Origin of the sequence: Arthrobacter sp. B3I4 (genome assembly GCF_030816855.1) — a bacterium.
Lineage (GTDB): Bacteria > Actinomycetota > Actinomycetes > Actinomycetales > Micrococcaceae > Arthrobacter.
In genome coordinates, this window is record NZ_JAUSYK010000001.1 from 2,165,813 (window position 1) to 2,187,751 (window position 21,939).

22 protein-coding genes, 1 tRNA gene and 1 other RNA gene are annotated in these 21,939 nt (G+C 66.4%); 10 read left to right on the forward strand and 14 right to left on the reverse strand.

All coding sequences use genetic code 11. The annotated features are described in order from the left end of the window. Window positions 1–118 precede the first annotated feature (118 nt). Window positions 119–2,872, reverse strand: a complete 2,754-nt coding sequence (gene aceE, locus QFZ61_RS10205) for a pyruvate dehydrogenase (acetyl-transferring), homodimeric type (RefSeq protein WP_307035680.1) — start codon at window positions 2,870–2,872, stop codon at window positions 119–121. A gap of 437 nt (window positions 2,873–3,309) precedes the next feature. On the opposite strand from aceE, the gene QFZ61_RS10210 reads away from it, so the two are divergent. The 4 genes from QFZ61_RS10210 (at window position 3,310) to QFZ61_RS10225 (ending at window position 5,389) form a co-directional block, all read left to right on the forward strand. After that, window positions 3,310–3,729, forward strand: a complete 420-nt coding sequence (locus QFZ61_RS10210; protein ID WP_307035682.1) for a DUF3052 domain-containing protein — start codon at window positions 3,310–3,312, stop codon at window positions 3,727–3,729. Beyond that, the gene (locus tag QFZ61_RS10215) at window positions 3,726–4,229 is read left to right on the forward strand and encodes a peroxiredoxin (RefSeq protein ID WP_307035684.1); all 504 of its coding nucleotides are present in this window, start codon (window positions 3,726–3,728) and stop codon (window positions 4,227–4,229) included. Before QFZ61_RS10210 ends, QFZ61_RS10215 begins: the two co-directional genes overlap by 4 nt. A gap of 16 nt (window positions 4,230–4,245) precedes the next feature. After that, the gene (locus QFZ61_RS10220; protein ID WP_307035686.1) at window positions 4,246–5,166 is read left to right on the forward strand and encodes an NAD-dependent protein deacetylase; all 921 of its coding nucleotides are present in this window, start codon (window positions 4,246–4,248) and stop codon (window positions 5,164–5,166) included. Window positions 5,167–5,313: 147 nt separating this feature from the next. Continuing rightward, window positions 5,314–5,389, forward strand: a tRNA-Val gene (locus QFZ61_RS10225). A gap of 180 nt (window positions 5,390–5,569) precedes the next feature. Here QFZ61_RS10225 and QFZ61_RS10230 read toward each other — a convergent pair. Continuing rightward, entirely contained in the window at window positions 5,570–7,786 is a 2,217-nt protein-coding gene (locus QFZ61_RS10230) for an HNH endonuclease signature motif containing protein (protein WP_307035688.1), read from the reverse strand. 342 nt (window positions 7,787–8,128) lie between these two features. Here QFZ61_RS10230 and QFZ61_RS10235 point away from each other — a divergent pair, with 342 nt between their 5' ends. Next, a complete protein-coding gene (locus QFZ61_RS10235) occupies window positions 8,129–8,419 on the forward strand; it encodes a hypothetical protein (RefSeq protein ID WP_307035690.1) in 291 nt (96 codons plus the stop codon). Window positions 8,420–8,686: 267 nt separating this feature from the next. Here QFZ61_RS10235 and QFZ61_RS10240 read toward each other — a convergent pair whose 3' ends face one another. Further along, entirely contained in the window at window positions 8,687–9,418 is a 732-nt protein-coding gene (locus QFZ61_RS10240) for a FadR/GntR family transcriptional regulator (protein WP_307035692.1), read from the reverse strand. 226 nt (window positions 9,419–9,644) lie between these two features. Here QFZ61_RS10240 and gndA point away from each other — a divergent pair, with 226 nt between their 5' ends. Further along, window positions 9,645–11,081: an NADP-dependent phosphogluconate dehydrogenase gene (gene gndA, locus QFZ61_RS10245; protein WP_307035694.1), complete on the forward strand. Its 1,437-nt coding sequence runs from the start codon at window positions 9,645–9,647 to the stop codon at window positions 11,079–11,081. Between the two features lie 111 nt (window positions 11,082–11,192). Here gndA and epsC read toward each other — a convergent pair whose 3' ends face one another. The 3 genes from epsC to msrA form a co-directional block, all read right to left on the reverse strand. Further along, on the reverse strand, window positions 11,193–11,777 hold the full coding sequence (gene epsC / locus QFZ61_RS10250) for a serine O-acetyltransferase EpsC (RefSeq protein ID WP_307035696.1): 585 nt from the start codon (window positions 11,775–11,777) through the stop codon (window positions 11,193–11,195). Between the two features lie 34 nt (window positions 11,778–11,811). Beyond that, window positions 11,812–12,747 (reverse strand): cysteine synthase A, encoded by a 936-nt coding sequence (gene cysK / locus QFZ61_RS10255; RefSeq protein WP_307035698.1) that lies wholly within the window; start codon window positions 12,745–12,747, stop codon window positions 11,812–11,814. Between the two features lie 67 nt (window positions 12,748–12,814). Beyond that, a complete protein-coding gene (msrA, locus tag QFZ61_RS10260) occupies window positions 12,815–13,357 on the reverse strand; it encodes a peptide-methionine (S)-S-oxide reductase MsrA (protein WP_307035700.1) in 543 nt (180 codons plus the stop codon). A gap of 121 nt (window positions 13,358–13,478) precedes the next feature. On the opposite strand from msrA, the gene QFZ61_RS10265 reads away from it, so the two are divergent. Together QFZ61_RS10265 and QFZ61_RS10270 are read left to right on the forward strand one after the other, a co-directional pair. Further along, the gene (locus tag QFZ61_RS10265) at window positions 13,479–14,402 is read left to right on the forward strand and encodes a Nif3-like dinuclear metal center hexameric protein (protein ID WP_307035702.1); all 924 of its coding nucleotides are present in this window, start codon (window positions 13,479–13,481) and stop codon (window positions 14,400–14,402) included. A gap of 116 nt (window positions 14,403–14,518) precedes the next feature. Continuing rightward, complete coding sequence (locus QFZ61_RS10270; protein ID WP_307035704.1) at window positions 14,519–15,256, forward strand: zinc ribbon domain-containing protein; 738 nt, start codon at window positions 14,519–14,521, stop codon at window positions 15,254–15,256. Window positions 15,257–15,287: 31 nt separating this feature from the next. Here QFZ61_RS10270 and QFZ61_RS10275 read toward each other — a convergent pair whose 3' ends face one another. From QFZ61_RS10275 to QFZ61_RS10285, 3 genes are read right to left on the reverse strand one after another with little or no spacing between them, the layout of a single operon-like run. Next, on the reverse strand, window positions 15,288–16,052 hold the full coding sequence (locus tag QFZ61_RS10275; protein ID WP_307035706.1) for a YaaA family protein: 765 nt from the start codon (window positions 16,050–16,052) through the stop codon (window positions 15,288–15,290). A gap of 23 nt (window positions 16,053–16,075) precedes the next feature. Continuing rightward, complete coding sequence (locus QFZ61_RS10280; RefSeq protein WP_307035708.1) at window positions 16,076–16,999, reverse strand: alpha/beta hydrolase family protein; 924 nt, start codon at window positions 16,997–16,999, stop codon at window positions 16,076–16,078. Window positions 17,000–17,026: 27 nt separating this feature from the next. Next, entirely contained in the window at window positions 17,027–17,902 is an 876-nt protein-coding gene (locus tag QFZ61_RS10285) for a slipin family protein (RefSeq protein ID WP_307035710.1), read from the reverse strand. Window positions 17,903–18,007: 105 nt separating this feature from the next. Between QFZ61_RS10285 and rnpB the strand changes: the two genes are divergently transcribed. Together rnpB and QFZ61_RS10295 are read left to right on the forward strand one after the other, a co-directional pair. Continuing rightward, window positions 18,008–18,401, forward strand: an RNA gene (gene rnpB, locus QFZ61_RS10290) — RNase P RNA component class A. Between the two features lie 228 nt (window positions 18,402–18,629). After that, complete coding sequence (locus QFZ61_RS10295; RefSeq protein WP_307035712.1) at window positions 18,630–18,908, forward strand: DUF6221 family protein; 279 nt, start codon at window positions 18,630–18,632, stop codon at window positions 18,906–18,908. Between the two features lie 109 nt (window positions 18,909–19,017). On the opposite strand, the gene QFZ61_RS10300 is transcribed toward QFZ61_RS10295, so the two are convergent. The 5 genes from QFZ61_RS10300 to QFZ61_RS10320 all read right to left on the reverse strand — a co-directional run bounded on the left by QFZ61_RS10300 (window position 19,018) and on the right by QFZ61_RS10320 (window position 21,932). Then, on the reverse strand, window positions 19,018–19,374 hold the full coding sequence (locus tag QFZ61_RS10300) for a hypothetical protein (RefSeq protein ID WP_307035713.1): 357 nt from the start codon (window positions 19,372–19,374) through the stop codon (window positions 19,018–19,020). Between the two features lie 434 nt (window positions 19,375–19,808). Further along, on the reverse strand, window positions 19,809–20,108 hold the full coding sequence (locus tag QFZ61_RS10305) for a hypothetical protein (protein ID WP_307035715.1): 300 nt from the start codon (window positions 20,106–20,108) through the stop codon (window positions 19,809–19,811). Continuing rightward, window positions 20,108–21,040: a M23 family metallopeptidase gene (locus QFZ61_RS10310; protein ID WP_307035717.1), complete on the reverse strand. Its 933-nt coding sequence runs from the start codon at window positions 21,038–21,040 to the stop codon at window positions 20,108–20,110. Before QFZ61_RS10310 ends, QFZ61_RS10305 begins: the two co-directional genes overlap by 1 nt. Beyond that, window positions 21,037–21,702 (reverse strand): hypothetical protein, encoded by a 666-nt coding sequence (locus QFZ61_RS10315; RefSeq protein ID WP_307035719.1) that lies wholly within the window; start codon window positions 21,700–21,702, stop codon window positions 21,037–21,039. The genes QFZ61_RS10310 and QFZ61_RS10315 overlap by 4 nt, the downstream gene beginning before the upstream one ends. Then, entirely contained in the window at window positions 21,699–21,932 is a 234-nt protein-coding gene (locus QFZ61_RS10320; RefSeq protein ID WP_307035721.1) for a hypothetical protein, read from the reverse strand. The genes QFZ61_RS10315 and QFZ61_RS10320 overlap by 4 nt, the downstream gene beginning before the upstream one ends. Between the last annotated feature and the right edge of the window lie 7 nt (window positions 21,933–21,939).

Consider the following 21,939-nt stretch of genomic DNA (forward strand, 5'->3'; position numbering starts at 1 on the left):
AACTCCGTTTGCGCTGACTCACAGCGTTAAACGCCCGACGGCGGCCCCCACCTGGGTGGGAACCGCCGTCGGGCGTTCGCTGTGGCGCTGCTCGCGCCGGTGCTGTTCGGGCCGGTGCTTAGGACTCGCCGCCCGCGTTGCCGGTGGTACCGGCATTGACGTTGAGCAGGCGGTACTTCTCGATGGCCTGGGCGGGGGCCTGGGCGTCGACCTCGCCGCGGCGGGCCAGCATCTCCAGGGAACGGACCACGATTGAGTGGATGTCGTTCTTGAAGAAGCGCCGCGCGGCGGCCCGGGTATCCGAGAAGCCGAAACCGTCCGCGCCGAGCGAGGCGAACTCGTTCGGAATGAACTGCCGGATCTGGTCCGGCACGGCCTTCATGTAGTCCGACACGGCCACGATCGGTCCGGTGGCACCGGCGAGCTGTTCGGTGACGAACGGCACGCGGGCCGGCTGGCCGGGGTTGAGGAAAGCTTCTTCCTCGGCGGCCATGGCGTCGCGGCGAAGCTCGGTCCAGGAGGTCACCGACCAGACGTCCGCGGAGACGCCCCAGTCTTCGGCGAGAACCCGCTGGGCCTCGAGAGCCCAGGGGACGGACACACCGGAGGCGAGAAGCTGCGTGCGCGGGCCGTCGATCTTGGCCGGTGCCAGCAGGTAGATGCCCTTGATGATGCCCTCGACGTCGAGCTCCGCCGGCGCCGGCGGCTGGACGATCGGTTCGTTGTAGACCGTGAGGTAGTACATCAGGTTCCGGGACGGGTCGTTGTCGGCAGGGCCGGGTCCGTACATCCGGTTGAGGCCATCACGCATGATGACGCCGATCTCGTAACCGTAGGCCGGGTCGTAGGTGACGACGGCCGGGTTGGTCGAGGCCAGCAGCGGGGAGTGTCCGTCGGCGTGCTGCAGGCCCTCGCCGGTCAGCGTGGTGCGGCCCGCGGTGGCGCCGATGATGAACCCGCGCGTCATCTGGTCCGCTGCGGCCCAGAAGGAATCGCCGGTCCGCTGGAAACCGAACATCGAGTAGAAGACGTAGATCGGAATCAGCGGTTCGCCGTGGGTGGCGTAGGAGGTGCCCGCCGCGGTGAACGCCGCAACGGAGCCTGCCTCGTTGATGCCTGCGTGTACGATCTGGCCGGCAATGGATTCTTTGTAGGCCAGGACGAGGTCGCGGTCCACGGAGAGGTAGTTCTGGCCGTTCGGGTTGTAGATCTTCGCGGTCGGGAAGAACGCGTCGATGCCGAAGGTGCGTGCCTCATCCGGGATGATCGGCACGATCCTGGAGCCGAACTCCTTGTCCCGCATCAGGTCCTTGAGCAGCCGGACGAACGCCATGGTGGTGGCCGCCTGCTGCTTGCCGGAACCACGGTTCGCCACCTCGTACGCCTTGTCCCCGGGGAGGGAGACGTCGGTGTGCTTGGAGCGGCGCTCCGGGACGAACCCGCCCAGGGCCTGACGGCGTTCCATCAGGTACTTGATCTCCGGGGCGTCGGTGCCGGGGTGGTAGTACGGCGGCTGGTAGGGGTCGGCTTCGAGCTGTTCGTCCGTGATCGGAATGCGCAGGTGGTCGCGGAAGGCCTTCAGGTCCGCGAGCGTGAGTTTCTTCATCTGGTGGGTCGCGTTGCGGCCCTCGAAGTGGGTGCCCAGGCCGTAGCCCTTGACCGTGTGGGCGAGGATGACCGTCGGCTTGCCCTTGAACTCGGTGGCGGCCTTGTAGGCGGCGTAAACCTTGTTGTAGTCGTGGCCGCCGCGCTTGAGGTTCCAGATTTCCTGGTCCGTCATGTCCGCGACCATGTCCTTGGTCTGCGGGGTCTTGCCGAAGAAGTGCTCGCGGACGAACCCGCCGGATTCGGCCTTGTAGGTCTGGTAGTCGCCGTCGACCGTCTCGTTCATGATCTTCACGAGGGAGCCGTCGTCGTCCTTGGCAAGCAGGTCATCCCACTCGCGGCCCCAGACGACCTTGATAACGTTCCAGCCGGCGCCGCGGAAGAACGCTTCAAGTTCCTGCATGATCTTGCCGTTGCCGCGGACCGGACCGTCGAGGCGCTGCAGGTTGCAGTTGATGACGAAGTTGAGGTTGTCCAGTTTCTCGTTTGCGGCCAGCTGAAGCAGGCCGCGCGACTCGGGCTCGTCCATTTCGCCGTCGCCCAGGAAGGCCCAGACCTGCTGTTCGGAGGTGTCCTTGATCCCGCGGTTATGCAGGTAGCGGTTCGACTGCGCCTGATAGATGGCGTTCATCGGACCGATGCCCATGGAGACGGTGGGGAACTCCCAGAACTCCGGCATCAAGCGGGGGTGCGGGTAGCTGGAAAGCGCGTGGCCTTCCTTGGACTTCTCCTGCCGGAAGCCGTCAAGGTCCTGCTCCGTCAACCGGCCTTCAAGGAAAGCGCGGGCATACATGCCGGGGGAGGCGTGGCCCTGGAAGAAGACCTGGTCACCGCCGCCGGCGTGGTCCTTGCCGCGGAAGAAGTGGTTAAAACCGACCTCGTACAGGGTCGCCGCGCCGGCATAGGTGGAGATGTGGCCGCCGACGCCGATGTCCGGGCGCTGGGACCGGTGCACCATGACGGCGGCGTTCCAGCGCAACCACGCGCGGTACTTGCGCTCGATCTCCTCGTCGCCGGGGAACGGTGCTTCCTGGTCCACAGGGATGGTGTTGACGTAGTCGGTGGTGGTCACCATCGGCACGCCCACGCTCTGTGCGCCGGCCCGCTGGAGCAGGCTGCGCATGATGTACTGGGCACGCTCGGTGCCCTGTTCCTGAATCAGGGTATCCAGGGACTCCAGCCATTCGGCGGTCTCTTCGGGATCACGATCAGGCAGCTGGTTAGTCAACCCGCTGAGGATATGGGAGGTTTCTTCTCCTGCAGCCACGTCCAACCTCTCTTTGAGCGCATCCACCGGCACCCTCAGCTCCGGCAGGGTAACTGCCTGGCGTGAACGCGACGTGTGCGACATATATCGGTAACAGCAGCCCGGTCCTGTGTGCCGGGCTAGGTCCAATCACAACCAAGCCTGGCTCTAGCAGCGGTCGGTTGTCCGCGCAGGCGTGGTCGTCATCAGCCACTCTAGTCCTGCCAGTCCGCGGATGCGTAGCTGTCGCATGAGGCCCTTGCCGTATTTCACAGGCATACTGGTTCTGGTGCGTGGGGCCTCCTAAGGGCCGCCGTAATGCCCGGTGTGACGCAGAATATGGCGGATCGCGGGCTCCGCAGCTTGAAGCAAAGGCCCAAAGGGTGTTGGCTTGTAGTAATGGAAATCACTAGCACCAGGCAGTTCCCCGGGACCCACAAACAGCATAGGAGCAACACGTGAGCGAGGCCGACGCCGCCACTTCGGTAAATGTGGCGGAAAGATTGGGTTTCAAAAACGGAGACCTGATTCAGGAATTCGGTTATGACGACGACGTCGACTTCGACTTGCGTGATGACATTGAGGACCTCACCGGTTCGGAACTCTTTGATGAGGACGACCACGAGGTCGTGGACGCTGCCATCCTGTGGTGGCGCGACGGCGACGGGGACCTCGTTGACACTCTGGTTGACTCGCTGACCACGCTCACCGAAGGCGGCGTGGTCTGGGTGCTCACACCCAAGAATGGCCGCTCCGGTTACGTTTCGCCGTCGGACATCCAGGACGCGGCCCCCACTGCGGGGCTGCACTGCACCACGTCTGCCGGCGTGTCCCGTGACTGGAGTGCCACCCGGCTGGTCACGCGGAAGAACAAGTGACTCAGGCGGCACCCGCGGCGGCGGCCCAGGCCACCGCCGTACCCGCCGTCGGGCAGGCCGCTCCGGACTTCGAACTGGTCAACCAGTTCGGTGAGCCCGTCCGGCTCACAGGGCTGCGTGGACGCACCGTCGTGTTGGTGTTTTTCCCCTTTGCGTTCTCCGGTATCTGCACCGGCGAGCTTTGCGAGTTGCGCGACAACCTCGCGCTGTTCGATGAGGCCGACGCCGTCGTGCTCGGGGTGTCGGTAGACAGCAAGTTCGCGCAGCGCGCCTATGCGGAGAAGGAAGGCTACACCTTCGATCTGCTCGCGGACTTCTGGCCGCACGGCGCCGTCGCTGAGCGGTACGGTGTCTTCGACCCGGCCAGCGGCATGGCCACGCGCGGCACCTTCATTATCGACGCCGAGGGAATCGTGCGTTATGTCGTTGTGAACCCCCGCGGCCAGGCCCGGGACTTCGCCGGCTACCGTGCCGCCCTGGCAGGGCTCTCGGGAAACTGACGGCGTAGGCGGGGCTATGAGGACGCGGCGGCCGGGAGTGGGGATGACTGGGTTCGCCAGCATGCCGCCCATAGCGTCCGGCGAGCCGGCACGCAGCGAACTCGAAGTCCTGCAGGAGATTCACGGGCTGTTGGCGGGGGAGCCCTTCGCCCTGCTGACCGGCGCTGGATTGAGCACCGACTCGGGGATCCCGGACTACCGCGGCCCGGGCGCGGCGCCCCGGGCACCGATGACGTACCAGGAGTTCATTGGCGCGCCGGAGAACCGCCGGCGTTACTGGGCCCGCAACCACATCGGCTGGTCGCACCTGCGCCGGGCCGACCCCAACGACGGCCACCTGGCCGCCGCGCGGCTGGAACAGCGCGGGCTCCTCACCGGCCTGATCACCCAGAACGTGGACCGGCTGCATGAAGATGCCGGCAGCGTCAACGTGGTGGACCTGCACGGACGTTTTGACCGGGTCGCGTGCCTTTCCTGCCATCGACGTTACAGCCGGTCGCTGCTGGCCGGCGTGTTGGAGGAACTCAACCCGAACTTTTTGGCCGAGGCTCTCTCCGCGGGCGTCGTGGAGGTGGCGCCCGACGCCGACGCGACCGTGGAGGACGCGGAACTGATTGAGACGTTCGTGGTGGCGAACTGCCCTGCCTGCGGCGGCACGCTCAAGCCCGACTTCGTCTACTTCGGGGAGAACGTCCCCAAGGATCGGGTGGAACGCTCCTACGCGATGGTGGACGCTGCGGCTGCTCTGCTGGTGGCCGGTTCGTCCCTGACGGTGATGAGCGGGCTGCGGTTTGTCCGGCACGCAAACAAGCAGGGCAAGCCCGTGGTGATCATCAACCGCGGCCAGACCCGCGGCGACGACCTCGCGACCATCAAACTTGAGGCAGGCGTCAGCGAATCCCTGACCTGGCTGGCGGCGGAACTCCCGAGCCTCTGAGCCGGGGTTTGGACGGGCTTCTGAGCGGAGTCTCTGAGCCGGCCGCGCAGCGCCCGGACCGGCGTCCGGCGATTGGCGTTTCCCGGGTCGGTTCCGGTAGAGTCATTGTTCGTTGGTTGACGCATTGAAGTGCGGAAACAACGCTTTGGGTCTTTAGCTCAGCTGGTAGAGCGCCACGTTTACACCGTGGATGTCATCGGTTCGATCCCGGTAGGACCCACCAGGAATAACCCCGTTGCAGCAGGCACCGCGCCCGTCGCAGCGGGGTTTTTGCATGTCAGTATGGGTGAGGCCGCGGGATTGCGTGCTGGTGATTTAACGCCGGCGATTTACCTTCCGGTGATTGCGCCGTTGACTGACGTGATCGGTCCCGAGAGGTGGCCTGAGTTGACCAGCACGTTCCTTAGGCGGCGGGGGAGAGGTAGTGGTGCCAGTCGGGGAAGGGGTCTTCGGGCAGGGGTAGGTCTGCGCCGGGGCCAGAGTCAGGGGGCGGGTCGAATTCGATATCCGGTTCCCAGACCGGCCGCGGACCGGCGCCGGGACCAAGACCTGGGTCCGGCGGAAGGTGGGGTTCGAAGTCCGGTTCCCCACCCGGCGGCAGGCCGGCATCGAGGTCCGGTTCCCCACCCGGCGGCAGGCCGGCATCGAGGTCCGGTTCCCCACCCGGCGGCAGGCCGGCATCGAGATCCGGTTCCCCACCCGGCGGCAGGCCGGCATCGGGTTCCGGTTCCCAGCCCAGTGGCAGGCTGGACCCGAACGGCACGTCTATTGCCAGAATGTCGTCCGGCAGTCGGGGTGGTTCCCAGTCCTGGTGTTCGCTTGGGTAGGTGCGGCCTGTTGGGGACGTCCAGCCGGGCGGGTGGTCTCTACTGGCTCCGGTGGGTGTCCAGGCGGTGGTGTGTTTGAGGCGGTGGTGTTTACGGCAGGCCTGGCCCAGGTTGGCGATCCCTGTGGTGCCGCCGTCGGCCCAGGCCAGCAGGTGGTCGGTTTCGTTATCCAGCGACGCGTTGTTACAGCCCGGGAACGAGCACTTCGCGTCCCGCAGCCGCAGCCACTGCCGCAGGGCTTTGCTTGGCCGGTAGCTTTTCCGGCCGATCTCCAACGGCGCCCCGTCCCGCGGATCGACCAGCACCCGGTACATCGCGTCGGTGCCGTCGGCGACGAGCCGGCGGGCCATCGACGGCGGGATCGGGCCGTACCCGTCCAGCATCGCTGGTTCCTCCGTGACCCCCAGCAGCGACAGCACCGGTACGGTGACCAGCACCTGCGCCCGCGGCAACCGCACATCCCCCGACAACCCAGCCCCTCTAACGCCGGAAGCGGCCGACCCGGAAGCGGAACCGGTGCTGCCGGACCATGAAGCGCCGGTGCCGATCTCGCTGCTGTCGCCGCTGCCGTCGCGGTGGCCGGCGGTAGCCACGGTGGGGAGTTCGCTGCCGCTGCCGTCGCGGTGGCCGGCGGTAGCCACGGTGGGGAGTTCGGTGCCGATACCGGAAGATGAGCCGGTGGTGCGGGGAGCGCTCGACCCGGAAGTGCAACTGGTGCTGCCGAGCTCTGAAGTGCCCCCGGTGATCTCGCCGGTGAGGAGCAGGCCCGCGGTGACGTCCGCGCGCAGCTGCGTCAGGTTCCGTCCCTCGGCCGGGCCTTGCAGGGCCCGGGCCGTGGCGGTGGTCCGTTCCCAGATCCCCGCCGCGGTGTCCGCGGGCAGATACGTGTTGTACCAGGCCATCCCGTCACTGTCGGGCAGGAATTCCACCCGCCGGTCCTGCACACCCCTGGCATGCCGGGCCTCAATGCTGACCGGGTGGTGCCGCTCCCGCCACGTCCGGGCCTTCGCACGGAACCGGCCCGGCACCAGCTCCCCCGCCGGGCAGCCCCTCGCCGGGTCCGGGACCTCCAGGTCCGGGAAGTACGGGGCCAAAAAGTGCGCCTCCAGCGCCGCAGCGCCCGCCCGGTCCAGGTTCACGGTCTCATCGACCATGATCCGGGCATGCTGCCACGAAATCTGCCCGGCCTGCAACGCCCCCAGCGTCAACGGCAACGCCGTCGTCAACGCCACCGCCTGGCAAATCAGCGCGTCGGCGGAGCGTTCACTGACCGTCAACACACACGCAAGCTCCGCGACCATCGACATCCGATGCACCGTGCGCTGCTGCGGGGCCGACACCGGCGGCATCAACGCCTCCGACACCCCGAGGTACTCCGCAGTCAGCCGGGTCTTCACCGCCGCGAACTGCCCCTCCAACCGCGCCAGCCCGGTCAAACCATCCAGACACCCATCCGCCGCCTCACGCAACGGATCCTCAACAAAAACAGCACCCTCGCTAGCCTCAGAACCGGCCTCAGGCACAGAACCAGCAGCAGCCAGGGGCCCGGCCCCAGGCGCGGCGCCGGCAGCAGCCAGGGGGCCGGCGTCGCGGGAAGAACCGGCATCGGGCACGAGCTCACCGACCACGACACCGCCGCCGGCCAGGGAGCCGGTTTCAGTCGAGGAATCAGCGTTGAGTGGTTCGCAGTCCTCCAGCCCCACGCCCACCGAAGCAGCAAACGCCGTAACCGACGCAAGAAGCGCCGCCACCGCCGACCTGCTCTCCGCACTCAAAGCCACTCCGCTTCTCATACCCAAAGCCTAAAAGCAGGGTCTGACAATAAAGACGGAACGATGCCCACCGACCGAGCAGAAACCGCAGCAGAGGCGGCGGATGTAGCCAGTGACGCGACAAGCGTCGTCCCCGCCGCCGCACTCAAAGCCACACCGCTTCTCATACTCAAACCCTATGTACGGGCACTGACAATATTTGGGGGTACCGGGTCCGGGGCACCGGGTCCAGGGGCACCGGCACAGCGCCGCAACCGATTGAGGGGCCGCAAGAGTGTCGCTCAGGTGCCCAGCGAGGGGAATCTCACGGTTGCTTAAAACGCGCATCGGGCAATGTCGGTACCTCTCCGTACTGTCTCTCGCATGGAACATGTTGTGGTGAAAACGGCTCCGGACGGGCAGCCAGTAGCGGTCGTTCGCGGTGGCCGGGAATGGCTGATTGGGGCAGAACCGGTCCGCTGGTTCGAGCGCGTTAGGTGGTGGGAGGCTGAGCGCCGGATGCCGAAGGGGTTGAGTCGCGTGGACGTCGAGGTGTGGCAGGTCCAGGCCAGGCTCGGCCGGAACGCCGGATCCGCGCTCACCACCATGGAAATCGTCCGGGACGGACTCGGCGGAGGATGGCGGCTCAGGGAGGCGGTGGCCGATGCGGCGTAGCCCACCGCCCGGGCAAACAGTCCCGAACAACAAAAGGCTGGGCCAATGGAAAAGCCTTCCACCGCGACTATTGGGGGATGCCGCGGTGGAAGGCTTGCAAAAAATATACCCGAATTGCGACGAAATGTGAAACTCATTGCGGTTGAATTAGCCCATCGTCGGGACTTAATGCTTCCGCCATGCAACTTTCTACCGCCGGCATCCCGTCCGGGCTCCGCCGGCCGGACGCCTGCATCCCGCCGGCATCCCGCCTGGGCTAGGCCTTCGCTAGGAGGAACGGCGGACCGGAATGAAGACCCGCGGCTCGTCCTTCCAGGTCGGCTCCATCTCGGCGATGGTCTGGCGCATGATGTTGCTCGATGCCTCTCGGGCAGCCGTTCCGTCGCCGGCCGCTATCGCCTCCGCCACGTCGACGTGCCACTGCAGGGCCGAGGTCCCGGGGTGGTCCGGCATCAGGCCGTGGACGGTGCGCCCGGTCAGCGTCTCCGCCACCTGGCCCACCATGTTCGCGAACATCTCGTTTCCGGAGCCCGTCAGCAGCAGGGAGTGGAAGCAAATGTCCAGCTCCAGGAACCGGGGCATGTCCCCAGCCACGCCCGCTTCCCGCAAGGCATGCGAGACTTCCACCAGCTCGGTGCGGAGGTCATCGGGGGCATTGCGGGCAGCCAGTTCCGCGGCCACCGGCTCGACGGCGGTGCGCAGCTCGGCCAAGGAGCGCAGCTGGGCGCCGCGGCCCTCGCCAGCGAGCCGCCAGCGGATCACCAGCGGATCAAACGGGTTCCACCGGCTGGCCGGCAGCACCCGAATGCCTACCCGCTTGGTGGTCTCAACCAGGCCAAGGGACTGCAGCACGCGCACCGCCTCACGGACCACCGAACGGGAAACCTTCAGCTCGTCTTCGAGGTGCTCGGCCAGCATGACGTGCCCGGCGGGGAGCTCGCCGGTGATAATACGCGTTCCCAGATGCTCGATGGCCCTGGTATGAAGGCTGGTTGGCATAGTCGTAAGCATAGTGGCGCGCGCCGCATCACGGCGGGCACCGGCGCATGGGCCGCGGAAATCATAGACTGTTGGGACGCCCGGTATTCCGTCACGTGGTCGCTGCTATCGTGCAGTGCCCGGACCTACATATGGTTTACCGACAGCCACTGTCCCGCACGATGCGTGTTCCGCTGTACGTGCGGGACGAACTGCACTCGTTGCACGGAAATGAATTGGAGTTTTGATGTCAGCACACATCGGTGTCACCGGCCTTGCGGTGATGGGGGCCAACCTCGCCCGCAACCTGGCCAGGAACGGCTTCACCGTTGCCCTGCACAACCGGTCGGTGGAGAAAACCGACGCGCTGCTGGAAAAGCACGGCAACGACGGCGACTTCATCCGCACGGAAACCCTGCAGGAGCTGGTGGACTCGCTGGAGAAGCCGCGCCGCGTGCTGATCATGGTCAAGGCCGGCAAGCCGGTGGACTCGGTGATTGAGCAGCTGGAGCCGCTCCTGGAGCCCGGCGACATCATCATCGACGCCGGCAACTCACACTACGAGGACACCCGGCGCCGGGAAGCAGCCTTGGCCAAGAAGGACCTCCATTTCGTCGGCATCGGCGTCTCCGGCGGCGAGGAAGGTGCCCTCAACGGGCCCTCAATCATGCCCGGCGGCTCGAAGGAGTCCTACCAGGCGCTCGGCCCGCTGCTGGAAAAAATCTCCGCACACGTCGACGGCCAGCCGTGCTGCGCCTGGATCGGCACCGACGGCGCCGGCCACTTCGTCAAAATGGTGCACAACGGCATCGAGTACGCCGACATGCAGGTCATCGGGGAAGCCTTCGATCTGCTGCGCTCCGGCGCCGGGATCGAGCCGGCGGAGCAGTCCAAGATCTTTGCCGAATGGAACAAGGGCGAGCTCGCCTCCTTCCTGATCGAGATCTCCGCGGAAGTCCTTGGCCATGTGGACGCGAAGACCGGCAAGCCGTTCGTCGACGTCGTGGTGGATGCAGCCGGCCAGAAGGGCACCGGCCGCTGGACCGTCATCTCCGCGCTCGAGCTGGGCTCGCCGACGTCGGGGATCGCCGAGTCTGTCTTCGCCCGGGCACTGTCATCGCAGACGGCGCAGCGCAAGCTGGCGCAGGAACTGCTCGCCGGCGGCGAAGCCGCCGTCGAGGTCCCCGAAACCTTTGTCGAGGACGTCCGGCAGGCGCTGTATGCCTCCAAGCTCGTCTCCTACGCCCAGGGCCTGGACATGCTGACCTCCGCAGCCACGGAATACGGCTGGGACCTCAAACTCGATGAGATCGCCTCGCTGTGGCGCGGCGGCTGCATCATTCGCGCCGAGCTGCTCAAGGAGATCACTAAGGCCTACGCCGCGGCGGAGAAGCCGGCCAACCTGCTTTTCGCCCCGGCGTTCACCCAGGCGATCGCCGAAGTCCTGCCGGCCTGGCGCCGCGTGGTGGCCACTGCCGTGCAGCTTGGCATCCCGGTGCCGGTGTTCTCCTCCTCGCTGGCCTACTACGACGGCCTGCGCCGCAAGCGCCTGCCCGCGGCCGTCATCCAGGGCCAGCGCGACCTGTTCGGCGCGCACACCTACGGCCGCGTCGACACCGAGGGCACTTTCCACACTCTCTGGGGCGAGGACAAGTCCGAGATCAGCGCTGTGGATACGCACTAGTCCCCGGACGAACGGCAACGGCCGGTGCTCCCGTTTCTCGGTGGCACCGGCCGTTCTTGTTTCCCGGCATACCCGGCAGGGTCTAGCCGCAGGGGACCTGTTCGGTGCGGCCTAGATGCGGTATTCGATCAGGTACTCGGCCGGATCGACGGCGGGCTTGGTTTCCCGCCGGGCATCACGGTGGCGGCAGGTGGCCGGCACTCCGGTCAGGATCGACTCGGCCGGGGCGTCCTTCACCACGACGGCGTTGGCACCGATGGCGCTGTCCCGCCCGATCGTGATGGGACCCAGGACCTTGGCGCCGGCGCCGATGACCACACGGTCTTCGATGGTGGGGTGGCGCTTGATCTTCGCCAGTGAGCGGCCGCCCAGGGTGACGCCGTGGTAGAGCATGACGTCCTCGCCGATTTCGGCGGTCTCGCCGATGACCACGCCCATGCCGTGGTCGATGAAGAACCGGCGGCCGATAGTGGCGCCGGGGTGGATCTCGATGCCGGTCATGAAGCGGGCGAGCTGGGAGATTAAACGCGCCGGGAAGCGCAGCGAAGGGTTCTGCCACAGCCGGTGCGTCAGACGGTGCGCCCAGATTGCGTGTAGGCCGGAGTAGGCAAAGAAGTTTTCAAAAGAGCCCCGCGCCGCCGGGTCGTGCGACCGGGCGGCGTCGAGGTCTTCCTTCAGTCTTGCGAAGAAGCTCACTAAGACCTTTCTAACGAATTGTGGAGAGCCGGACTCAGCCGCGGATGTCGTCGTACAGCACGGTGGAGATGTAGCGCTCCCCGAAGTCGCAGACGACGGCAACAATCAGTTTACCGGCGTTCTCCGGGCGCTTGGCGAGCTCCAGGGCGCCCCAGACGATCGCGCCGGAGGAGATGCCGCCCAGGATGCCTTCCTTGGCGCCCAGGTCCCGTGCCACGCGGACCGAGTCCTCCAGGGTGGCGTCCAGGACCTCGTCGTAGATGTTGGTGTCCAGGATTTCGGGAACGAAGTTCGCGCCGAGCCCCTGGATCTTGTGCGGGCCCGGGGCGCCGCCGTTGAGGATGGCCGAATCCTTGGGCTCGACGGCGACGATCTGCACGTCAGGCTTGCGTTCCTTGAGTACCTGGCCCACACCGGTGATGGTGCCTCCAGTGCCGATGCCGGAGACGAAGATGTCCACCTTGCCGTCGGTGTCGGACCAGATTTCCTCCGCCGTGGTCCGGCGGTGCACCTCGGGGTTTGCCTCGTTGGCGAACTGCTGTGCCCAGATGGAGTTCTCCGTGTTGGCGACGATCTCCTGCGCCTTCTCCACCGCGCCGCGCATGCCCTCGGAACCGGGGGTCAGCACGATCTCGGCGCCGTAGGCACGCAGCATGACCCGGCGTTCCGTGGACATGGTCTCCGGCATGGTGAGGATGACCTTGTACCCGCGGGCCGCGCCAACCATGGCCAGGGCGATCCCGGTGTTGCCCGAGGTTCCCTCGACTATGGTCCCGCCGGGCTTTAGTGCGCCCGACTTCTCCGCGGCGTCGACAATGGCCACGCCGATACGGTCCTTGACGCTGTTGGCCGGGTTGTAGAACTCCAGCTTGACCGCCACGGTGGCGTCCAGGCCCTCGCTCAGCCGGTTGAGCCGGACCAGCGGGGTGCCGCCGACCAGCTGGGTAACATCGTCATAGATTCGTGCCATGGGTATAGGTGCCTATCTGTGAAGAGGAAATTCTAACGTCAGCTTAACGAGGGCGGTTTCTGCCCGGTTAAGCTTTGAGCCACTCGGAGTAATGTTTCCGGGCTTTCGCGAGCTTGGGGTTGATAATCACCTGACAGTAGCCCTGTTCCGGGTACTTGGCGTAGTAGTCCTGGTGGAAGTCCTCGGCCACATAGAACTCCGGCAACCGGCTGACCTCGGTGACGATCGGATCCGCCCACAGAGACTGGTTGCGCTCGATCGCCTCCTCGAACAGGATCTTTTCCTCGGTGGTCTCGTAGAACATCGAAGAGCGGTACTGCGTGCCGACGTCGTAGCCCTGCCGGTTCAGCGTGGTGGGGTCGTGCAGGGCAAAGAACATGTCCAGGATGACCTCGGCCGGGATCACGGCCTCGTCGAAGCTCACCGCCACCACTTCTGCGTGTCCGGTGGTCCCGGAGCAGACCGAGTAGTAGTCAGGGTTGCGGTCATGGCCTCCGGTGTAGCCGGACACAACCGAGCTGACGCCCCTGGTCTTCTGGTAAACGGCGTCGAGGCACCAAAAGCAGCCTCCGCCGAGCACGAAAGTTCGCTGAGTTTGTTCAATGCTCATGGTTTGTTCAATGGATGAAGCGCCCGGATCATTCCCGAAGCCGCCATTTGCCCCATGTCTTTCGGCTACAGGGGACTCCCGGCCGGGCCGCGGGGGCGGCCGATAGGGTAAAAATGAGGGTATGGAACCTGAGAACCACGATGTTTCAGACCGGCCCGCCGACAACGGCGGCGCGGGCAACGACGGCGAGGGCAGCGCCGGAACGGCCGCCACGCTGGGCATGATCCAGCTGGCCCTCGAGGAGCTGTGGCCCGAGTCGCTGGCGGAGGCCTGGGACGAAGTAGGTCTCGTGGCCGGGCACCCTTCCGCCGAAGTGAGCAGGATCCTCTTCGCTGTCGACCCGACCCTCGAGGTGATCGAGGAAGCCGTCAGCTGGGGTGCGGAGCTGCTGATCACGCACCACCCCTTGCTGCTCAAGGGCGTCACGTCGGTCGCGGCAAACACCTCCAAGGGCAAGGCGGTGCACCGGCTCATCGAGTCCGGGACCGCCCTGCTGACGGTGCATACCAACGGCGACTCCGCCGTCGGCGGTGTCTCCGATGTACTGGCCGACGCGCTGGGGCTGCAGGACGTGGTGCCGCTGACGCCGGCGGCGAACGGCCTTCCGGAGGAAGGTATTGGGCGGGTCGGTGACCTCGCCGAGGTCCGGACACTGGGCGACTTCGCGGCACAGGTCTTCGGCATCCTGCCCTCCGTCGCCGGCGGTGTGCGGGTCTCCGGTGACCGGGACGGCCTGGTCCGCCGCGTGGCCCTGTGCGGGGGAGCGGGGGATTCGTTGTTCGATGAGGTCCGGGCGAGCAACGCCGACGTTTACCTGACGGCGGACCTGCGCCACCACCCGGCGTCGGAAGCGCGGGAAGCCGCCGTGAATGACCGGCCGTACCTGATTGACGTTTCGCACTTCGCCAGCGAGTGGCTCTGGCTGCCGGCTGCCGCCGCGGCCCTGGGGAACGTGCTCACCGACCAAGGGCACGACATCGAGATCCGGGTCAGCACCACCAACAGCGATCCGTGGGACTTCATTCTGACTCCGGGCGGCGACTAAAGTGCGAGGTGCCCCGGGCGAGCGCAGGGAGCCGGGGAACGCGCCAGGCGCTAGAGTCTAGGGAGCGCCCGTACGGTGCCCGGCTCCGGCCGGTAAGTGAACAAGCGGAGGAAATAGTGGCCAAGGCAGCACCGGCGGAACAGTTGAAGTTGCTCGAATTGCAGGGACTCGATGCCAGGCTCAAGTCCCTCTCCAACCGCCGCCGCAGCCTTGAAAGCGACTCCCGGATCACGGACCTCGAAGCCGCCCTCAGCGTGGCCAACGGCGAGCTCGGGGCTGCGAAGGTCGCCGTGCACGACGCCGAACTCGAACTCAAGCGCGCCGAGGCCGACGTCGAACAGGTCGCCACCCGGATCGAGCGCGACGAAGCAAAACTCAACAGCGGGACCGGCCTGTCCAAAGACCTCGTGGCCCTGCAGCGGGACATCGCCTCGCTGAACAAGCGGCGTTCGGACCTGGAAGACGTCGAACTTGAGATTCTGGAGCGGCTGGATTCGCTGCGGCTGCGCCAGGCGTCGCAGCAGCAGATCGTCGATGACATCCAGGGATCCTTCGGCAGTATCCGTGCTGAAATCGACGAGAAGCTCGCCGAAGTGGCGGCTGAGCTGACGGTTGTGCGCGGCCAGCGGGCCGAATTCGCCGCCGGCCTCGACGAAGGCATGCTCGCCGTGTACGAAAAGACACTGGCCAAGCGCGGCGTCGGCGCCGCCCGGCTGTTCCACGGCACCTCGGAGGGGTCCGGCATGCAGTTGAGCCCCGGCGACCTCGCCGAAATCAAGGCCGCCGCGGAAGACGACATTGTTTTTTGCCCTGACTCCGGCTGCATCCTGGTCCGCTCGACAGAGTGGGCCTAGCCCCGCGGTCTGCCGTCCAGCGGCCTGCCGGCTAGCCGGGCAGGATCAGGTTCAGGGCGTGCGGCTTGCGGGCTGTGCCGGGGATGAGCTCGGCGGCCCACTTTTCCGCCGCCGCCTGGCGTAGCTGCGCCGGAGTCTGCGGCGCCTTGCCGCGGCGGCTGAGCAGGTGCCGGGCCAGTTCTCCGCGGGTGTGCTTGGCAAAGTGGCTGACCACCTTCCGTGCGCCGTTGACCTCGGTGTAGACGTTGACCGCGACGGTCTGCTCGGGCGGGGGAGCCCATGCCGCGGCGTAGGTGCTGGAGCGGCAGTCGACCAGCAGCTGCCCGGCCGCCGCGGCAGCCAGGGCCTCGGTGAGCTGCGGCTTCCAGAATGAGGCCAGCCGACCGACGTCGGGCAGCGCCGTCGCCATCGACAGCCGGTACGCCGGTACCCGGTCGGCGAATCGGATCGCGCCCCAGAGCGCGGAAATGACCAGTACGGACTCATCCGCCTTCCGCCGCTGCCCGGGCGTCAGGGATTTGTAACCCAGCGCGTCGTAGAGCACCCCGGAGTACACCTGGTGTGCAGGTGCTGCCGGTTCGGCGTGCAGGCGCGTGTTGCGTTCGACGTCGTCCTTCAGCGAGGCGCCGACTCCCAGCAGCGCGAGTGCGTCCTGGTGGGCGCTGACCGTGCCGAGCGCTTCGAGGACCTTGGCGCGGTAGCTGTTGAGGACAGGGAAGCTCAGCGACTCAGGATCGACGGCGTCGCCGCCGGTCGCGGGGGTCTTGCCTTCGGACGGGGGCAGCAGAATCAGCACCGTACGATCCTACCGGCGGCTGCTCAGGCGAGCTGCCGGCCTAAGAAGGAAAGAACCGCAGGCAGGATCAGCCGCCAGTAGGCTTCCTCGTGGCCGCCGGGCTGGAAGCCGCCTTCGACGTGGCCGGGCAGGCCGGCGACGTAATCCTTGACGTAGGGAAGAAGTGAATCCTCGGTCCCGCAGTCGATCCGCTTTGGCAGCGGCGCCAGTTTGGGCCGCAGCGCAAAGACGTCATTGGCGGCGAAATCCTCGGGGCTGTCGAAGGCGTCTTCGAGGCTGTCGTCGTAATCGCTGAAGACGGCGGGGCTCATTGCGGCCACGGCGCGCAGGCCGGGAATCTTGCCTTGCGAGGCCAGCAAAAGCACGCCGAAACCGCCCATGGACAGGCCGAACAGCCCGAACCGGCCGAGGTCCAGGCCCTGCGAGGCCAGGAGCGGGACGAACTCGTCAATAAGCATCGAACCCGTATCCGTGCCGTCGGTGCGGCGGTGCCACCAGGTGTCGCCGCCGTCCACCGACGCGACGGCGAAGGGCGTCCCGCCGTCGGCCAGGTAACGCTGCAGCACGGCCTCGATACCCAGATTGTCGAAGAGGAACCGGTTGTCGCTGCCCGTGCCGTGGAGGAAGAGCGCCACCGGCATTTTGTCCCGTTCGTACCCGGCGACCACCGGTATGGCGAGGGACCATTCCGTATCGGTATTCGGCCGGAAACGCGAGACGAAGCTGTCGGTCCGGACGACGACACGCGGTGCCGGCGTCCCCGGGGCGGCAGGCGTCGACGTGGACGGCTGGGCGACCGGGCCTGATCCGCCGGTGGCCCCTTCGGACGGGCCGCCGACGCCGTCCTGCCGCCCGGCCGGCGGGGAACAGGCGGCCAGCGTTGCGGCACCCAGAAGGCCGGCACCGAGTTCCAGCATCCGCCGGCGGTCAAGCTGCGGCTCATCCATCCCTTGATCTTAGGGGGAAGGGCGAAGCTACGCCGCTTTCGCAGGCGGCTGCTGTCGTTGTGGGGGTAGCGGGGGTTGCGCAGCCTGTGCCGCCTGTGCCGCTGCAGCGCTCTGCCCCGCAGCCTGCGCTGCCTGGGTCTCCCGGGCCAGGAACGCGGAGAGTTCGCCGATGGTGCTCATCAGCGGGGCGGGGAACACAACCGTCGAGTTCTTATCCACCGCGATCTCAACGAGGGACTGCAGGTTCCGCAATTGCAGGGCGAGCGGGTGCGACATCATTATGTCCGAGGCTTCGCCAAGCGCCGCCGCCGCAATCGATTCGCCCTCCGCGGCGATGATCTTGGCGCGCTTCTCCCGCTCGGCCTCGGCCTGCCGGGCCATGGCGCGCTTCATGCTCTCCGGCAACTGGATGTCCTTGAGCTCCACGAGGGTCACCTCGACGCCCCACTCCAGTGTGAGGGCGTCGAGGATTTCGCGGATGTCGCTGTTGATGCGCTCCGTTTCAGACAGGGTCTGGTCCAGGCTGTGCCGGCCCACAACCTTCCGGAGGGTGGTCTGGGCGATCTGGTTGATAGCGGCTGCCACGTTTTCGATCGCCACGACCGACTTCACGGCGTCAACCACCCGGTAGTAGGCGACGGCGGAAATGTCCACGCTTACGTTGTCCTGGGTGATGATGCCCTGCGACTGGATCGGCATGGTCACGATCCGCAGGCTGACCAGCTGGAGCCGGTCAAGGACTGGAATGACGAAGCGCAGGCCCGGCATCCGGACCCCGATGACCCGCCCTAGCCGGAACAGCACCCCCTGCTCGTACTGGCGCACGATCCGGATCGACATCCGGGCGGCAATGAGCAACAGGACGAGAACAAGCACCAAGAGAATGACTGCGACGGCGTCCATCTGAATCGCTTCCTTAAGCGGGACTGCTGCTTCAATTCTCCCACCGCGGGCTGGAAAAAGCGTCGGCGCGGCGGCCCCAATGAAGACCGTAGAATGAACAGCGGATGGGTTGACCAGGCGGCCGCGCGTCACGCAAGTGGCTCGAGGAACGTCCGGGCTCCGCAGGGCAGGGTGGTGGGTAACGCCCACTCGGGGTAACCCGCAGGCCAGTGCCACAGAGAATAGACCGCCTGCACCGGGACCGTGTCCGCACGGTGCTGGTGGCAGGTAAGGGTGAAACGGTGGTGTAAGAGACCACCAGCTTCCCGGGTGACCGGGAAGGCTAGGTAAACCCCACCCGGAGCAAGGCCAGACAGGACACATTTGAGGGCTGCCCGCCCGAGTGTCCGGGTAGGCCGCTGGAGGGCGTCGGCAACGGCGTCCGTAGATGGATGGCCGCTACTCCCGTGCCGGTAACAGCGCGGGAGCACAGAACCCGGCGTATCGGTCAACCCATCCCACCAAAGGGCGAGTAATCGCCGTGATTCCGGGCAAGAACGGCCCCTTGGGTGCCTGGCGGGCGGCTCGTTAGGGTCTATTCGATGGTGCTCAATTGCCTTGTGGTGGCCCCTTTTGCCCACGATTTGCCCATGGGATTCAGCCCTGAAGAAGCCCCGGTCGCCGGTTTCACCAGCGGGCGGTCGGCAGCTAAGCAGAGGACTGGCGGGGGGCATGGGACACTGTCTGCGTGGACATTGTGGTTTTTCTTGAGGCGCGCATCGCTGAGGAAGAAGCACGCCTGCTCGGTGCCCAGGACAGCGACGCACGTCTTGCGGCCTGCATGATGGCTGAGTGCGCCCAGAAGCGGGCGATCCTGGAGGACTGGAAACGGGGCGCGGCAAACAGCTCGCATGATCCGCTTTCCATCGCCCGTCGATCGATGCTGGTTGTTCTTGCGGCTAGCTACAAGAGCCACCCCGACTACTCACGGAACTGGCATGACGCAGGCGGAGGTTCCTCACCTTGAAGGGAAACCCCGCCAGGGTTACTCGCTGACGGGGTCTCCAATGCCTAGATGCCCTTTGCTAAACAACCGGGTCACTTTCGAGTCTACGCCTGATGTTGATGCTTCAAGTTCACGCGGGCAGGAACCCAGGCAGCCGGTCTCCCCACCGGACGTGTCGGAGGTTAGCGGGGCAGCGGTGGTATTCCCAGATGTCCCATTCGGAGGCGGTGACGCGCCTGACGCTGTCCGAGGGTAGCCATGCGTGGCGCGGACGGTAGTCGTCATCTTCCCAGCGGACGAGAATGTGGGACTGGGTCCAGCGCTCGGCCCTGGCGTAGACGTCGAGGGTTCCGCCGCCAACCAGGGCGAGCGTCGCGACGACCTTGGGCTGCTTCCCGTATTCCCACGTGTGGGTGGTCCCCGGTTCCCCGGGGTCGGGCGTGAGGCAGCCATAGGTAACGCTATTGAGCGTGAAGGCGAGGGGCATTAGACCATAATTGCACGCCGGTGGGCCGGTGTTACGGGTCTTACGGCCCGTGGGCACGGTCAAACTGAAACAGAGAAACGCCCCCGCACCAAATCGGGGGGACAGGGCGCGGGGGCGTTTCAGCGGCCACGGTTTGGGGGCGTGGCCGCGTCAAACATAGAGCGCCGTAATACGCAAGTCAACCATCAAGGCTACTGGCCCGTACTGTCCTACGGTGTTCTCGGGAGGCGGTTCCGGCCGAAGGCATGTTTGGGGGCAGAACCGCGTCCCGCATAGCACTCATGGAAGAGCCAGCCTGCACATGGAGGGGAACACAAAACCGCCCCCGCGCATCCTTGGGGGAAGGTGCGCGGGGGCGGTTATGTGTGGTTCCGTCACGCTGGGGGAGGGGACGGAACCAAGCAACCTTACCAGTTGCGGGGATGGTGTCGTGTCTACTTCTGGTCGGGTGCGAGCCAAGGCAGGTAGGTCCGGGTCCACTCGATGACCCCGGGGATGGCCATGACGCGGGTGATGGTCGCGGACGCCGCGGTGATGACGACAGCGGCGCCGGCCAACCAGAGCCGGAGCCCGTCGGGGAGGTGCTGGCCGAAGCCGTCTACGACGACTTGGATGATCTGCGGCACGATGACCAGCAGGCCGAGGAACGCCGGGATACCCACGGCCACCGCTGTCCGGATGGTGGCGCGGCCTGGGTTCGCGGCCTGGGTGGTGGTTGCGAGGTGGTCGGCCATTACTTGGCTCCTTCCGCTGCTGCACCGGGCGCGTTGCTGAGCGTGATGGTGATGTCCTTCAGCGCAGCGTCGGCCGCAGCGGAGACAGCTGCCTGCACCGCAGACGGGTCGAGAATCTGCTTGGCGTCCAGTTTGTCCAGATTGGCATCCAGATACGCCAGAGTGGACAGCAGGTCGGTCTGCCCGGTGGCGCCGCCTGCCCGGCTGATCTTGGTGGTGAGCAGCGCGGTGACGGTGGCGGCCACGGTGCCCTTGATCGCCTCCCGGGTATAGTGCACGTTCGCGTCGAAGTTGGCCACGACGGCGCGGAGGGTGGTCGGTTTGCCGTTGAGCGGTCCACCGCCTTCTCGGGTGATTGGTTCGTCAAGAATGCCCATGTCGTCCTCCTCGGACTGTGATGTGATGGTGCCCTGCGGACCGACGGCGGCCGCAGCGTAGTCGGGGTTGAGACTGCCGTACAGGTAGGGGGTCGGGTCGATGCGCCCGCGCCAGCGGTCGGCGAGGTTGTATCCGCGGATTTTGAGCATGCCCAGGTGCAGGTGCGCCGCTGTTGCCGCTCCGGTCTTCCCGGAACGGGCGATGACCTGCCCGCGCCGGACGGTGTCGCCAGCCTGGACCAGCCACTCTGAGAGGTGGAGGTACTCGGTCTGGACCCCGTATTCGGGGTGTTCGATCAGGATTGCGTTGCCTCCGCCGGACAGGATGGCGTGCCAGTTTCCGGCGTCCCCGGCGAAGGTCACGACGCCGTCGGCTACTGCTTCCACCGGGTCGCCGACGAAGCAGCCGTAATCGATGCCGTTGTGCCCGTCCCAGCCGATGGAGTGGTAGAAGCCGCCGGGGTAGTCAACGACACCGTCACCGTCCCAGTCGTCGAACTCAGCACCCCACGCCTGAGTGACGGGGCGGGATGTCGGGAGTGTGAATCCGGTCATGGCGCAACGCCTCCGCTCGAGCAGGTGTAGGTCGATGAGCCGGGCGGGTTTGGGCTGCACGTGTACGGGGTGCCAAGGTAGGTGAACGTGAACGACGACGGGCTGGTACCGGAGGCGCCATTCGGACCGGGCGGTCCCGGCGGACCGGGCTGGCCATCCGCTCCGGCGGGGCCCTGTGGACCGGGCTCACCTTGCGGCCCGGTGGGGCCTTGCGCGCCGGCCGGGCCTGTCGGTCCTGTCTGCCCGGGCGTTCCGCTGGGTCCCGCGGCGCCGGGTTGTCCGGTGCTGCCGGCCGCGCCGGCGTCGCCTGTCGGTCCGCCGGGGCCCGTGGCGCCCGTACTGCCGGGCGGGCCTTCGGCGCCGTCCTTGCCCGGCGCTCCTGGGTCACCTTTCGGGCCGGGAATCGCCTCCGTGGGGTTCTGTTGGACCTGCTCGGCCTTCACGCAGAGATCCCGCTCCTCGACCATGAGCTTCCCCTTCGTCGCGCAGACGGTCTGGATGTCCTGCGCGAGGGTCTGGGAGTTCGCCTGGGCGGTGTTCTTGTCAGCTGTGGTCGAGAGCTTGTCATAGACCATAAAGCTCAGTGCGCCCAGAATCAGGACGGCGAGGACGAGGAACGCCCACCGGGGCGGGAACGGTTCACGCGCTGTGTGTCGGGTCATGCCTGATCACCCCGGAGTTTCGCTCGTAGTTGATCGATGGTTTCCTCGGCCTTGTCCAGCCGCTCGGTGAGGTACTTGTTGTCCTCGCGGAGCGTTTTGTTGTCTTCCCGGAGGGAGGTTGCGCGTTCGGCGTCGAATTTGCGGTAGAGCAGGTACCAGCCGGTGATGCCGCCGGTAGCGACGAGGGGGGCGGTGAGAGCTTTGACGAGCTCAACAAACTGCGGATCCACACGTTTG